We start from the raw sequence: 11,644 nt of genomic DNA, 5'->3' as shown, positions 1-11,644 counted from the left end.
ACCGGGTTCGATCGCTTCTGCGAGCAACGTGCGTGCGAGAAGGTGGGTATCGGACTGTGACGGATAGACGCCGGACAGACGCCAGAACCTGCGGGGAGTCGGCTTGCGCGGACGAATCGGCTCACCCGTTCCGCGCGATGTCACGTCCGACGTCATCGCGCTACTTATCCTGTTCGGTGCGCTGGTGTGCCTCCTGAGCCGCAGCCTTTCCGCGCGCCTTCTCCGCCTCAGCTTCCTTTTCGGCCGCTTCCCGTTGGGCGGCGGCCTTGTCCTGCTGCGCTTTTCCTTCCCGCACAAGGTCGTCCTGACCCGTCACGGCGCCGGCGGCTTCCTTGGCCTTGCCTTTCACGCCCTCGACAGTGCCTTTGACTGCCTCTGCAGGACCCGACTTTTCCTTGTCCGACATGACGATCTCCTTTCAACGGATACGATTCGCCCAGCATTTACCCGGTCGGGTCCGCGGGCAAACATCGATCAGTGGCCCAGTTGATCGGTGAGTGAGGCGTTGTCCAGTCGCTTGACGCGTCGATCCTCAGCGAGCACGAGCGCCGTCCCCACCAGCAGAGCGCCACCACAAATGATCCCGGCGATCCATGCCCAGCCTGCGAAGCCGTAGCCGGCAGCGACCAGGGTGAGGCCCAGCGCGACCTGGAGGCCCACGGGGCACCGGGTGCGAAGCTGGTGCAGCAGGCGCGACGTGGCGGCACCGTGTAGAGCCGATCCAGTTCAGGATGGGTCAATCCAGCGTGAATCGCTGGGGCGAGGACATCCTCCCGCTCCTCACCGACGGCGACCCGCGGGGGTCGGCACTGATGGAGGCGGGCGCTCCAATAATCCTCATCCGGCACGAAGGCAGTTCACGAGCAATTCGAGTGCGTGGTGAGCGGTCAACTCGACGACGTCGGTCGGATTGCCCGTGAAGGATTTCTGCAGTGCGCTGACGGATCCGCGGTCGAAGAGCCCGAACCACACAGTCCCGGGCTCCTGGCCGTCCTGCCCGTCGGGGCCGGCGGCGCCCGTCACTGCGACCACGGTGTCGGCGTTCAGGAGCTTTGCGGTAGCCACCGCCATGCTGCGTGCCGCGCGTTCCGAGACGACCGGTCCAGTCGGCACCTCGAGCAGATCGTGCTTGACGGCACTCGAGTAGGCGACGATGGTGCCGCGGAACCAGGCGGACGAGCTTGGAGCGGCGGCGAGGAGGCACGAAATGTGTCCCCCGGTCAGAGATTCGGCAGTGCCGACCGTTCGCCCGGCCTTCTGTGCGAGGTCGGAGACTTCATCTGCCAGCGCGCCGCCGTCGTTATGAGGGATCGCCATTGCTCGGTTATACCTCCTTGCTGGGACGGTAGTGGGCGTCCCTGTGAACAAGGTCCCATGATGTTCTCGCCGACGCCGACGCCGACGCCGACGCCGACGCCGACTCTCGAGATTCGACGGAGCCTCCTTGGCGGGCTAACAAGCAGCCAATACGGAAGGTCCCGTCGTCCGCGCTGATCTCCCTGGTCTGCGACACCGACGGCGTCCCCGGTCGGGCGCAGGTGCACGACTCGACGACGAGCCCCAGTCACTCCGCGGCTTCTCGGGGTGGTCCCGGAGTGTTCCCGTCGTACCACCGCTTCTGCCGGGGTATCTGGAAGCGCTTGTCGTGTAACAGTATTGGTTGTACTTGTGGCCGTCGCGCTCAACCACCCTGACGGGCACGGTCTTGTCCAGAAGCTGCCGACTAACGACTTGAGTTCGACGCTCGCCTCTTGGTGGGTCCGGCCGGAAAGCGCCAGTGCCATCAGCGTCATACCGGCAGGCGGTGTCCGCTGCTCTGGGCACGATCCGGGATGTCCGCTCCGGGGACGATTCGGACGGCCCTGTCTGCAACGTGCCGCCGAGCCGTGGCCCGGTCGTCGTATGTCCAAGACGTGGGACAGATCCTGGAGAATCTCGGTGGTCCTCGAAACGCTCACGCAGTGGGGCGAACGGTGTCGTCTTGCATCTGGATGTCTCCATCCACCCGCGCGATCAGTACGCCAAGTCGGTCAGCGCGCCGAGATGGCTCGACCCGAACGCCAGGGCCGACGCGACGGTCCCGTGACACGTGAAGATCTGGCTCACCCCGGTTGCAGCGAGAGCATGCTCGACGCCCCGCGTCGCAGTGACGAGCGCGAGCTCGAGACCGTATCCGGCGGCCAACTCCTTCGCGTCGACCAGAGCCGAAGCGCCGTCGACTCCGATGAAGTCGACCCGGGAGAGGTCGAGCACGATCAGATCGCCGATCGCCGGTCTGGCTCCTGACGCTTCGTGAAGCAAAGATTTGAACGACCGCCGGAAGCGGTCTACCGTGCTGAGGTCCAAGTCGACCAAGAGTTCGACCAGCAGGGCCGTCGGATCCGATGCCGTGACGCTATCCGAAGCGGTCTCGTATCTCCTTGCCGATGCGCGAAGGATGACCATTGCCGAAGTTGGAAGATCAGACACGTCGTTGCCTCCATCCGGTGCAAACGTGTTGGATGGCGCCTCGTGTGGAACTCGGTCGAGACGTCCGTTCCATGACGGCCAGAAATGTCCGTCACCGTTGCTGGACAGGCTGGGTGCTCAACCTCTCTTGTTTCTAACACCGACTCGTCCTCGTGTACAGCCTGGCGCATCGCGTCGGGACTGCCGGCATCAGGTTTCCGGCGTCGTGAAGTGGGTACGCCATGCCATGAGGAACATCGAACGAGGAGACGAGCAGATGTCGCATTCATCGGAGACCGGAGGCGTCACCGGGACCGTCGACAAGACCTACGATCTGATCTGGTTCGCCGAGACCTGCATGAACAACGCCCTCCGGCTCGAGAACTACATCGCCGATGCCGAACGCGACGGTGACGGAGAACTGGCGGAGTTCTTCCGCCGCGCCCAGAGTGAGAGCAGGAAAGGTGCCGAGCAGAGCAAGGAGTTGCTGGCCAGCAGACTGTCCGGTGGCTGACTGACGGCACTATCTGACTGACGGCACTATAGCTCCACCTGTGCACGTAGTCTGGCCAGCGTATCGGAGAGGATCCTGGAGACGTGCATCTGGGAGACACCCACGCGGGCCGCGATCTGCGACTGCGTCTGATCGCCGAAGAACCGGAGCAACAGCACCGTGCGTTCCCGGTCCGGTAACCCTTCGAGGATGACCCGCAGCGTTTCGTGATCCTCGACCGCGGCGAGGTACGAATCGGTGTCGCCCAACAGATCAGCCAGCGTCGATCCTGATTTGAGACTGCCACCAGCGGTCCCGTCGACAGAAAGGGCTTGATAACCGTTGGCGGCCTGCAGGCCCTGAGCGACATCGTCGATCCCGATCCCGAGTTCTTCGGCCATCTCGCGGGTCGTCGGCGAGCGCCCTAGCCGCTGGGACAGAGTCGACGACACCTTGATCAGGTCGAGATGAAGCTCCTTCAGTCGCCGGGGCACCCGCACGGCCCAGCCGGTGTCACGGAAGTGACGTCGGACCTCCCCCATGATCGTGGGCACTGCAAAGGCGAGGAAGTCCGAGCCACGAGTGACGTCGTAGCGGTCCACGGCGTTGACGAGGCCGATGCTGGCGACCTGCACCAGGTCCTCGAGGGGCTCACCCCGTCGGTCGAAACGCCGGGCGATGTGCTCGGCAAGCGGAAGGCAGCGCGTAATGATCCTCTGCCGCAGTTCTGCGCGTGCTGGGTCCGATTCGCCCAGCGATTCCAACAACATGAACATCGGCTTCACGTCGTCGTACTCGTCCGGCCGATCGGTTGTTCGGGGTGTCACACGCTCTCCCCGCACCGCATCGCGAACGAGATGGTGATGGTGGGGGACCGGCCGTCTCCAGTGCCGGGATGCCGATCGAGAGCCAGTTCGTTGGTGAGCGTACGAAGGACATGCCAACCGAACGTCTGCTCGTACTTCCCTTCCAGTTCAGCGCCGGTGGTGGGGACGCAACCGGCGAAGTCGAACGAATCGGCACTCACGCGAAACGTGCAGACGATGACGCTGTCGGGAAGTGCGATTCGCAGCAGGGTGCTGCAGGCCTCGTCGACAGCAAGCCGCAGATCGGCGAGTTGGTCGAGTGTCATGTCGCATTGCGCTGCCAACGACGTGGATACGCGCCGAATCGCGGCCAGTTGGTAGGCGTCGGCCGCGGTGCGTAACTCGATGACAGGCGCGGAGTCCTCGCTTCGTCTCGTGGAGAGACACGCTTCGCTCATGACGCCTCGCTTCGAAACTGGGCGTGACAGGTGGATCCGGGCTTCGATCGGAGGATTCCCGCGGTGCGTCGATTCCAAACTCCGGGGCACTGGAAGAAATCCAGGGAGGAGTCACACAGGGAATCCACGGCACTGCACACGTCATGCGGCTCGACCGTGTCCAGACACGGATGCGCGGCAAGGCCGCACCGACGCGCGCGCGAATCCCGGCAGGGCGCGTGCTGATCACCCAGTACGACGGCCGGACCACCGTACAGCCTCCATCGTTCGACCGGGATCTCAAACTCTATGGATAGGCAAATGCGGGACATCTCACCGATTCCCACCCCACGGGACTTATCCGCGCCGTCGAGGGGCCGGTGGTGGAGGGTGACGTCCTCGCGCCAGCAACGGACCGACCTCCAGGAATGGCACGGCGGCGGATCATCGTCAGGCCCGGCATGATGCCCAGGATCGGCGGGCCGGGCATCGACTCGGGGCCGACAACAGGAGAACTGCGCAGTTCCGGTGTCAGTGGGTCCTCCGCGAGTGTCGGTTCCACGAGGCGCCGGCCGGTGACCGTGTCCAGTCCTGGGTACCGATCGAGGACGTCCGCGGCGGGTGGCGAGAGCCCCGGGCTGCCACACCGTGTCGCCGTCGCAGAACGCCACTTCCGCGGCAACCGCAGGACGGTGACGTCGGGAAACTCTGCGGCAGATCAGTCGTCTGCCAGTAGCGGACCAAGAGGGCCCAGATCGATGTTGAGATCCTCCGGTTCGAGGCCGAAATGCTCACGCAGCTCCTCCATCTTCTCCTCGAGCATCATCAGAGTGGTGCCGATGCGTTCGATCTGGTCGTCGGAGAGATCGCCGGCGTCCACCCGGCGCAGCGCCTGCCGTTCCATGAGTTGCCGCAGCAGTTCGACGAGCGTGAGGACCAGAGCGACGAGCCCGCGCTCGACCGACTCGGGGTCGGCGTCGATCCGCTGGCGGATCGACGGCTGGCGAGGACGCGACGTGGCGGCCTCGCTCGAATCCGGACCATCGGGCGATGCGTTCACCGTCGGCTCTCCGGCGTCCCGGCGGGCGGCGGCGTCAGCGCACTGACCGACGACACGAGCGTGCGGAGCGAGATGTGCACCATGTCGACGTCGGCGATCGAGAGGGTGATCTCGCCCGCGACCACGACGCCTCCGCCGAGGACGCGGTCCAGGAGATCGACCAGCGCTATCCGACGGTCCGGGGCGGTGCTCATCGGGCGCTCGCCTCCACGGAGGTGAAGGAGTACGGCGGCCAGGGACCGGTGAGCACCAGTTCCACGTCGTCGAACCGAGTGTCGAGTTGCTCGACGGCAGTGACGAACTCGCGGTGGTGCTCGTTGTCGACCAGGAACGATGCATTGAGGATTTCCTGGGAGCGGCGCGAGGACAGATCCGGGGGAGAGGGTGGCTGTCGGGCGCCGGCCACCGCCCACCGCGACAGCTCGGCGAAGATCTCGTCCGCGCGCCGGCCGGCGGCGGATTCGGCTTCCTCCCGGGCGGCCGCCTGCGCGCGCCGCTGCATCAGATACGCCGTCCCGGAAGGTCTGCCGGTCTTCTCACGTGCGTCCCGCGATTCGGGGCGGGCGCGATCGAGATAGGACCGCACGCCCCATTCGGAGCGATCGGTGATCTGTTCCAATGCCTCACCGAGCTGCTGGGCGTTGTCGCGCAACATCGTTCGCACCCGGTCGTCGTCGAAGTACACCGTCGCCAGGCGCAGCGGCACGGTGGCGCCACCGGCGCAGATCGCGGCGACGACCGCATCGTGACGACGTGCCGTCTCGGCAAGCCAGTCGAGGTCTTCCAGATTGCGGCGCAGCGCCTCCTCGCCGAACGTGTCGAGTCGCACTGTGCCGACGACAGCCGCGAAGCCCGACTCGGTGACCGTGCGCAGTTCCTCGCCGGCCACGCCGCGGATGCCGGAGATTCCGCCGGGAAACGGCCCCTCCGTGGTCACCGCGTATACCCACACGCCGTCGTCAGGGGTCATCGTCGTGCTCCTCCTCGGCGGGGGATTCGGCCGGTTCCACCGCCTGTTGCGGGCCGGTCGTCACATCCGCGATCCGCCCCTCGCCGGACTCGAGAGCTGCGATGCGCGAGCGCAGACGCTCGTTCTCGAGTTCCAGGTCGCGATTGCCTCCCGACAGCCACGGATCGTGTTCCCACCAGTCGATTCCGACCTCGCGCGCAGTTTCGAGCGACGCGATCACCAGGCGCAGCTTGATGGTCAGCAGTTCGATGTCGAGGAGATTGACCCGAATATCGCCGGCGATCACGATGCCCTTGTCCAGGACCCGTTCGAGGATGTCGCCGAGGTTGGCCGGCTCGTGGCCCGCGCCGCCGAGACCCTGGCTGTACTGCTGCGGGTAGTTCGATCCGCCGCTCGACCTCGTCACTGTTGAGCACCCTTCTCGGAGCGACCGCGCGTGTACTGCCGGCTCCTCCGGTAGGACAGCAGCATTCCGTCCATGTCGAGGACGACGACGTAGATGGCCAGGACGTCGGAGGACGACGGGATACGGCGATCCTCGACGACCTCCACCTCGACGGACCACCCTTCGTCGCTCGGCGCGACGGACACCGCTCCGATCGGGGTCCGACCGGTGAGTGCGGCGATCTGCCGAGCGGCCTCGGCGGCCGCCTCCGGTGCGGTCAAGTCGGTGTGGTCGTCCGGATCTCGCGGCCCGGTCATCGTTCACTCCCCCCGCCACGGGCGTCGACGTCCCTGGGGCGCGTGACCCGGTGAAGGATCTCGTCCTCGGCACGGGCGGCTTCGTCCTCCGACATCTGCCCCGAACGCCGGCCCTCCTCGATCACCTCGAGGTCGCGGCGCATCGCGGCGGGGCTCGTCGTCTCCTCCTCGACCTGACGGCGTACGACTTCCCCGATCCACACCACGCCCCGGACCGGGGCCAGTGGGAGCCCGAAGATGGCTGAGAAGAGGCCCATGTCAAGTTCCCGGTGCCCGTGTCTTCACGAAGTCGTATGCGGCCAACGGACCGGTCACCGTAACGTCGATCCTTCCCTGCCATTCGTCGATCAGCGGAGCCACCGCTTCTTCCAACTCGTCCGTCCGGTCCGCGGGGATCAGCACGGCTACGGAACCGGCCTCCTCGTCGTCGGTCGGCTCGCGCGCCGACACGGCCGCGGCGACCGGTTCGACCGCCTCGACGATGCGTTGGGTGTCCTGCTCACGTTTGCCGGTGAGTGCCCGGCTGATCAGCTCACCGAGCGCGAGGCGCTCGTCGCGGGTCACGTCCTCCGTCTGGTCGCGTATGGCCTCGCGCAGGCGTCCGGCCTCGGGGTCATCCGACAAGATCTCCCGCAGGATCGCGTCCTCGACGTACCTGCCCTTGACGACGAACTGAACCATTCCCTCGAGTTGCTCGAGCGCGTCGTGGAACTCGTCTCGATACTGTTCGAGAAGCTCGGAAACCACTGCATCGGTATCGGTGAGCACCGCACCGAAGCGCAACGGCAGCACCGGTGCCGCCGTGACCGTGGCGTCGAGTACAGCCGCGTGGGCTCGAAGATCGTCGGAGCTGCCCAACGGTGAATTCGGATCGATCTCGCTGACCAGTGCGGCGACGTCGTCGTGCGTCACGATCTTCAGTGGCCGGGGTGGCGAGCCGATGCCGGTGGCGTCCTCTTTCACTTCCACGTCCGCGGGCACCAAGCCGTACACGTACACCACCGGGCGCCGTTCTTCCGGCGCGGATTGTTCTTCGTTCATCGCTCCTTGCCTCCGCCGGAGTGTCCGCGATGCTGCTGCTCGCGCTCGTCCTGGGAACCGCCGAGAAAGTCGAGTACCTTCTCGCCGGCCGCCTCGATGGCACCCTTCGTCTTCCCTTCCGCCACGCCCGTGGTCATGTCCTGCACCATGTCTGGCAGGCCCTTCGGCTGGGTCTCCGAGATCTCCAGACGATTGACTGCCTCCGCGAACCGTAGGTACGTGTCGACACTGGCGACCACGACGCGTGCATCGATGGTGACGAGTTCGATGCCCACGAGGGATAGTCGAACGTAGGCGTCGATTACGAGGCCCTTGTCGAGGATCGTGTCCACGACGTCCGCGAGGCTCTGGGAACTCGGGCCGCCCGCGCCACCGCCTCCTTGAACCATGGTCATCTTCCGATCACTCCTCCCGGGACCCGGATTCCGCTTCCTCGCCGTCGTCCGGCTCCTCGTCCTCGCTCTCGTCGGGTTCCTCTACGTCGTCTTCGGGGCCCTCCTCGAGGTCCTCTTCCGGTACCACCTCGCCGTCGTGGATCTCCCCGTGCCAGCCCTCGATCTCCTCCGGATGAAGGAGTGTCTGTATCATGACCTGGCGTCGGAAGTGTTTGAGTTCCAATCGGATTCGGCGTCCCTGGGCGCGCCAGATGTTTCCGGTCTTCTCGAAGAAGCCTTGCGGGTGGTACTCGATCACGACCAGCACCCTGGTGAGGTCGGGGGTGAGTTCGTGGAAGGTGACCGCGCCGTCCAGGTACCCCTTGTCGCCTTTCGAGCGCCAGACGATTCGTTCGTCCTGGACCTGTTCGAGGATGGTGGACTCCCACGACCGGTGGGACCAGAAGACCTGAGCCTTCCATCTCAGCTTCTCGTCGGAGATCTGTTCCACCTGTTCGAGCTTCTTCATGAACCGGGGGAAGTCGGCGAACTGCGTCCACTGGTCGTACACCAGGTCGACGGGTGCTCCGATGTCGATCTGTTCGACGATGTTGGTGATCTTGTCCTTCTTGCCCTTGCCTTTTCCTTTGCCGCCTCCCGTGAGGGCTTCCTTGAGGTCGCGTCCCTTATCCTTGATCTTCCCCGTCACGGACGACATGCCCGCCTTGAGCGCCACTTTTGCGGGGGATTCTCCCTGGGCGAGCCCCGTCACGGCGGACGCGAGACCTCCACTGCCACCGCTCTCGCTGAACTGGTCGAGGTTCCCCACCGTCGAAGAGACGGTATCGGTCAGCGACTTGACCCCCTTCTGGGCGACGGCGCCGACGAGATGCTGCAGGGACGACTTGAGTTGCTCCGCGCCGACCGCGGGCCCCTGCTCGTCAGTCCCCTCTTTGGTTGCAGTCATAGCTCTCACCTCCCGGTACGTCGCACGGGTGCGTCGTCGGCGGACGTCGTGGACCGTGCACGTGTACGCGACTTGGGCTCGGAGTCCTTACGCGTGCGCGGCGTGCTGCGCCGCGAAGGCGAGGTCCGTGAGGCGGCGGACCGGCGACGAGACTCTGCGTCCTCCCGCCCCTCGCCCTGGTCGTCGCCGCCCGTGTCGTCCTCGGGCTCTGTGCGCTTCCTGCGCTGCCGAGGGGCGGGCGGTCGCTCGGACCGGGACTTCGACGCCGCGGATTCGGATGCTTCGGTGTCCTTCTCGTCCTTCTCGTCCTTCTCGTCCGGCTCTCCGTGCTCCTCTTCCTCGTCGCCGCGCGCTTCCTCGCCGCCGAGGAGTCCCTCGCCGACCTTGCCGACGGTGTCGCCGACGTCCCCGCCCACCTTGCCGACGCCCTCGCCCACGCCTGATTCGACGCCCTCGATGCGATTGGTGAGGGCCTCGATCCGGTTGCTCGCGGCGGCAACCGCCGCGCGTTTCGCCGCATCCGTGAGTTCGCCGCGGACGCTCTCGGTGAGTTTCCCGACCTCCGCCGAGTCGCCGAGCCGTTTGATTCCCTCGCGAACCAATTCGCGAGAATTACTGGGCAGACGCCCCGTCGCTCCCGCGCCGGCGAGCATCAGCGCGACCTTCATCTTGCGGGTTCGGCCGAGGAAATAGCCGACCGCGACACCGAGGGCGACTCGCATGCCACCTTTCATGACCGGTTCCTTCGTACAGGGGAGGGACATGCCCGGACCCCACCGGCCCGGATCGACACGCTCCACGTGATCGGATAGCCGCTTCGGCACCCGCGCAAACACGGATCGCGAAATCGCGTACCTGTACCGGGTCGCGGCGAATGACTTGCGGCCCCAGCGGGTACTCGCATGAGAAGCGACCAGGAGGGCGAGATGACCGATCCACGTGCAGCCGACGGACCCGACCCCGACCCCCGCAACACACCGGACCTGGAGTCGGGCGGAGGAGGTGTGCCCGCTGGGTCGACGCCGCCCGCGTCGGGCGGAACCTCGGGGGTGTGGGAGCACGAACCCGACACGCGCCACGGATTCCCGGTGACCGGCACGGCCACGATCATCGTGGTCGCTCTCATCGTGGTGGTCTTCGTTGCGGTGGCGATCGCACTGATCCTGATGGCCACCGGCGTCTGGTGACGCGTGACGACGCGGCTTACCCGGGGTCGGAAGAGTACGAGCGCGTCAGGATGCAGCCTGTTCCTCGCACGAACCGAGTAGCTTCACGGGTCGACGTACGACGCGCGGGCCACCGCCGGAGTATTGCCGAGTTCGGTCGCGACCGCCCGCATGGCCTGTGCCTCGGCGTGACGTGCGCAGGTCTTCTTTTTTGGGGGGTGAACTGGTCGCCGAGAAACTCGTGGAAGCGCTCGCCGACGTCGTTCGCTCGCAGGTCGTGCCATCCGTCTGTGTCCCGGTCCGCGAGGAAGCGATCCTCCCAGGGCCGGCCCCGCCCTATCGACCGAGCGACCGGCACCAGCCCGGGCGGTCACTCCTGGCGGCGCCGCGCAAGTGCCGCACGCCTGCAGGTGCCCGGCTCGTCGGCGCTGCTGCGGGGCAGTTCGACCGACTCGCTCACGTCGCCGGATACCGTTTCTCCCGCAGCGCTCGCGCGAGGTGTGCCGCGTTGGCGGCCAGAGTCGAGTTCGTCGAGGCCACTGCGTCGGGCACCTCGTCCAGATCGTTGTAGTCCCCGGGAGTCATCGCCTCACCGTTCCAGTACGTGCACCCCTGGGCGGGCACGGAGAAGCCGATGTCGTTCAGTGCCTGGAACAGGCTAGCGACGATGGCGTGCGCGCCGTCCTCGTTCCCGACGACGGCAGCGGTTGCGACCTTGTCGAACAGGACGGGACGTCCGTCGTCGTCCGTTTCCGAGAGTTCGGCGTCGAGGCGCTCGAGAACCCGCTTCGCGACGCTCGACATCTGCCCCAGCCACGTGGGCGTCGAGATCAGCACGATGTCGGATTCGAGGACCGCGCGCCGCAGGGCCGGCCACTCGTCGCCCCCTCCCACTGTCCTTCTCGACCCCGGGAGCGACGTGGTGGTCCACGACCCGGATCGTTCGGCCCGAGATGCCGTTCTTCTCGAGTTCCCCCAGGACCTGACGGGCGATCAGATCGCTGCTCGACGGTCCGGGGGAGGGTTTGAGCGTACAGACGAGGGCGAGTGCGGTCGGTTCTGTCATGACCACGAATACCCCTGTTCGGCGATCTCATGCATGCGGCAGGGAATCCGCAAGGTCGGTGTTGACGGCGTTTCGCAGTACGGGATTACGTTACGGGACAGCTCAATTCGACAC

18 protein-coding genes and 2 pseudogenes are annotated in these 11,644 nt (G+C 66.0%); 2 read left to right on the top strand and 18 right to left on the bottom strand.

Features of this window, described 5'->3' with window-relative positions; genetic code table 11:
* From J2X34_RS23685 to J2X34_RS23665, 5 genes and pseudogenes are all read right to left on the bottom strand, one after another.
* Positions 1-156, bottom strand: a pseudogene (locus J2X34_RS23685) (HemK2/MTQ2 family protein methyltransferase); the annotation flags it as partial.
* 4 nt (positions 157-160) lie between these two features.
* Positions 161-406, bottom strand: coding sequence for a microaggregate-binding protein 1 (locus J2X34_RS23680; protein WP_114722790.1), 246 nt, complete (start codon positions 404-406; stop codon positions 161-163).
* A gap of 68 nt (positions 407-474) precedes the next feature.
* A complete protein-coding gene (locus J2X34_RS23675; protein WP_429519940.1) occupies positions 475-660 on the bottom strand; it encodes a hypothetical protein in 186 nt (61 codons plus the stop codon).
* A gap of 177 nt (positions 661-837) precedes the next feature.
* Complete coding sequence (locus J2X34_RS23670) at positions 838-1,317, bottom strand: CinA family protein (RefSeq protein WP_429519932.1); 480 nt, start codon at positions 1,315-1,317, stop codon at positions 838-840.
* A gap of 696 nt (positions 1,318-2,013) precedes the next feature.
* Positions 2,014-2,445, bottom strand: coding sequence for an STAS domain-containing protein (locus J2X34_RS23665; protein ID WP_114722792.1), 432 nt, complete (start codon positions 2,443-2,445; stop codon positions 2,014-2,016).
* 250 nt (positions 2,446-2,695) lie between these two features.
* On the opposite strand from J2X34_RS23665, the gene J2X34_RS23660 reads away from it, so the two are divergent.
* Positions 2,696-2,962 (top strand): hypothetical protein, encoded by a 267-nt coding sequence (locus J2X34_RS23660; RefSeq protein ID WP_397484731.1) that lies wholly within the window; start codon positions 2,696-2,698, stop codon positions 2,960-2,962.
* 26 nt (positions 2,963-2,988) lie between these two features.
* Here the strand turns inward: J2X34_RS23660 and J2X34_RS23655 are convergent, their stop codons facing one another.
* The 12 genes from J2X34_RS23655 to J2X34_RS23600 all read right to left on the bottom strand — a co-directional run bounded on the left by J2X34_RS23655 (position 2,989) and on the right by J2X34_RS23600 (position 10,062).
* Positions 2,989-3,717: a SigB/SigF/SigG family RNA polymerase sigma factor gene (locus J2X34_RS23655; RefSeq protein ID WP_429519939.1), complete on the bottom strand. Its 729-nt coding sequence runs from the start codon at positions 3,715-3,717 to the stop codon at positions 2,989-2,991.
* 47 nt (positions 3,718-3,764) lie between these two features.
* Positions 3,765-4,205: an ATP-binding protein gene (locus tag J2X34_RS23650; RefSeq protein WP_114722795.1), complete on the bottom strand. Its 441-nt coding sequence runs from the start codon at positions 4,203-4,205 to the stop codon at positions 3,765-3,767.
* Between the two features lie 697 nt (positions 4,206-4,902).
* Positions 4,903-5,178, bottom strand: coding sequence for a gas vesicle protein K (locus J2X34_RS23645; RefSeq protein WP_254623001.1), 276 nt, complete (start codon positions 5,176-5,178; stop codon positions 4,903-4,905).
* A 62-nt stretch (positions 5,179-5,240) separates the two neighbouring features.
* Positions 5,241-5,438, bottom strand: a complete 198-nt coding sequence (gene gvpJ / locus J2X34_RS23640; protein WP_114722797.1) for a gas vesicle protein GvpJ — start codon at positions 5,436-5,438, stop codon at positions 5,241-5,243.
* The gene (locus J2X34_RS23635) at positions 5,435-6,214 is read right to left on the bottom strand and encodes a GvpL/GvpF family gas vesicle protein (RefSeq protein WP_429519931.1); all 780 of its coding nucleotides are present in this window, start codon (positions 6,212-6,214) and stop codon (positions 5,435-5,437) included. The genes gvpJ (J2X34_RS23640) and J2X34_RS23635 overlap by 4 nt, the downstream gene beginning before the upstream one ends.
* A complete protein-coding gene (locus tag J2X34_RS23630; protein WP_174910639.1) occupies positions 6,204-6,620 on the bottom strand; it encodes a gas vesicle protein in 417 nt (138 codons plus the stop codon). Before J2X34_RS23630 ends, J2X34_RS23635 begins: the two co-directional genes overlap by 11 nt.
* Positions 6,617-6,916, bottom strand: coding sequence for a gas vesicle protein GvpO (gene gvpO / locus J2X34_RS23625; RefSeq protein ID WP_114722800.1), 300 nt, complete (start codon positions 6,914-6,916; stop codon positions 6,617-6,619). The genes J2X34_RS23630 and gvpO overlap by 4 nt, the downstream gene beginning before the upstream one ends.
* The gene (locus J2X34_RS23620) at positions 6,913-7,173 is read right to left on the bottom strand and encodes a gas vesicle protein GvpG (protein ID WP_114722801.1); all 261 of its coding nucleotides are present in this window, start codon (positions 7,171-7,173) and stop codon (positions 6,913-6,915) included. The genes gvpO and J2X34_RS23620 overlap by 4 nt, the downstream gene beginning before the upstream one ends.
* Before the next feature lies 1 nt (position 7,174).
* A complete protein-coding gene (locus J2X34_RS23615) occupies positions 7,175-7,957 on the bottom strand; it encodes a GvpL/GvpF family gas vesicle protein (RefSeq protein ID WP_114722802.1) in 783 nt (260 codons plus the stop codon).
* On the bottom strand, positions 7,954-8,352 hold the full coding sequence (gvpJ, locus tag J2X34_RS23610) for a gas vesicle protein GvpJ (protein WP_114722803.1): 399 nt from the start codon (positions 8,350-8,352) through the stop codon (positions 7,954-7,956). Before gvpJ (J2X34_RS23610) ends, J2X34_RS23615 begins: the two co-directional genes overlap by 4 nt.
* 7 nt (positions 8,353-8,359) lie before the next feature.
* Positions 8,360-9,160 carry an SRPBCC family protein gene (locus tag J2X34_RS23605; RefSeq protein WP_429519930.1) on the bottom strand — a complete coding sequence of 267 codons (801 nt, stop codon included), beginning with the start codon at positions 9,158-9,160 and terminating at the stop codon, positions 8,360-8,362.
* 143 nt (positions 9,161-9,303) lie between these two features.
* Positions 9,304-10,062: a hypothetical protein gene (locus J2X34_RS23600; protein ID WP_429519929.1), complete on the bottom strand. Its 759-nt coding sequence runs from the start codon at positions 10,060-10,062 to the stop codon at positions 9,304-9,306.
* A 162-nt stretch (positions 10,063-10,224) separates the two neighbouring features.
* Here J2X34_RS23600 and J2X34_RS23595 point away from each other — a divergent pair, with 162 nt between their 5' ends.
* Complete coding sequence (locus tag J2X34_RS23595; RefSeq protein ID WP_147283540.1) at positions 10,225-10,485, top strand: DUF6480 family protein; 261 nt, start codon at positions 10,225-10,227, stop codon at positions 10,483-10,485.
* Positions 10,486-10,920: 435 nt separating this feature from the next.
* On the opposite strand, the pseudogene J2X34_RS23590 reads toward J2X34_RS23595, so the two are convergent.
* Positions 10,921-11,530 (bottom strand): annotated as a pseudogene (locus tag J2X34_RS23590) (flavodoxin family protein).
* Positions 11,531-11,644 lie beyond the last annotated feature (114 nt).

This window comes from Rhodococcus sp. BE178 (assembly GCF_050433545.1).
Classification (GTDB): domain Bacteria; phylum Actinomycetota; class Actinomycetes; order Mycobacteriales; family Mycobacteriaceae; genus Prescottella.
Note: the sequence above shows the minus strand (reverse complement) of the source record. Positions and strands in the feature narration are given on the sequence as shown.

Excerpts from the sequence above, each read along its gene's own strand:
- J2X34_RS23680 (WP_114722790.1), bottom strand. The coding sequence starts at position 406 with ATGTCGGACAAGGAAAAGTCGGGTCCTGCAGAGGCAGTCAAAGGCACT.
- J2X34_RS23670 (WP_429519932.1), bottom strand. The coding sequence starts at position 1,317 with ATGGCGATCCCTCATAACGACGGCGGCGCGCTGGCAGATGAAGTCTCC.
- J2X34_RS23665 (WP_114722792.1), bottom strand. The coding sequence starts at position 2,445 with ATGGTCATCCTTCGCGCATCGGCAAGGAGATACGAGACCGCTTCGGAT.
- J2X34_RS23660 (WP_397484731.1), top strand. The coding sequence starts at position 2,696 with ATGAGGAACATCGAACGAGGAGACGAGCAGATGTCGCATTCATCGGAG.
- J2X34_RS23655 (WP_429519939.1), bottom strand. The coding sequence starts at position 3,717 with ATGTTCATGTTGTTGGAATCGCTGGGCGAATCGGACCCAGCACGCGCA.
- J2X34_RS23650 (WP_114722795.1), bottom strand. The coding sequence starts at position 4,205 with ATGAGCGAAGCGTGTCTCTCCACGAGACGAAGCGAGGACTCCGCGCCT.
- gvpJ (WP_114722797.1), bottom strand. The coding sequence starts at position 5,438 with ATGAGCACCGCCCCGGACCGTCGGATAGCGCTGGTCGATCTCCTGGAC.
- J2X34_RS23635 (WP_429519931.1), bottom strand. The coding sequence starts at position 6,214 with ATGACCCCTGACGACGGCGTGTGGGTATACGCGGTGACCACGGAGGGG.
- gvpO (WP_114722800.1), bottom strand. The coding sequence starts at position 6,916 with ATGACCGGGCCGCGAGATCCGGACGACCACACCGACTTGACCGCACCG.
- J2X34_RS23620 (WP_114722801.1), bottom strand. The coding sequence starts at position 7,173 with ATGGGCCTCTTCTCAGCCATCTTCGGGCTCCCACTGGCCCCGGTCCGG.
- J2X34_RS23615 (WP_114722802.1), bottom strand. The coding sequence starts at position 7,957 with ATGAACGAAGAACAATCCGCGCCGGAAGAACGGCGCCCGGTGGTGTAC.
- gvpJ (WP_114722803.1), bottom strand. The coding sequence starts at position 8,352 with ATGACCATGGTTCAAGGAGGCGGTGGCGCGGGCGGCCCGAGTTCCCAG.
- J2X34_RS23600 (WP_429519929.1), bottom strand. The coding sequence starts at position 10,062 with ATGTCCCTCCCCTGTACGAAGGAACCGGTCATGAAAGGTGGCATGCGA.
- J2X34_RS23595 (WP_147283540.1), top strand. The coding sequence starts at position 10,225 with ATGACCGATCCACGTGCAGCCGACGGACCCGACCCCGACCCCCGCAAC.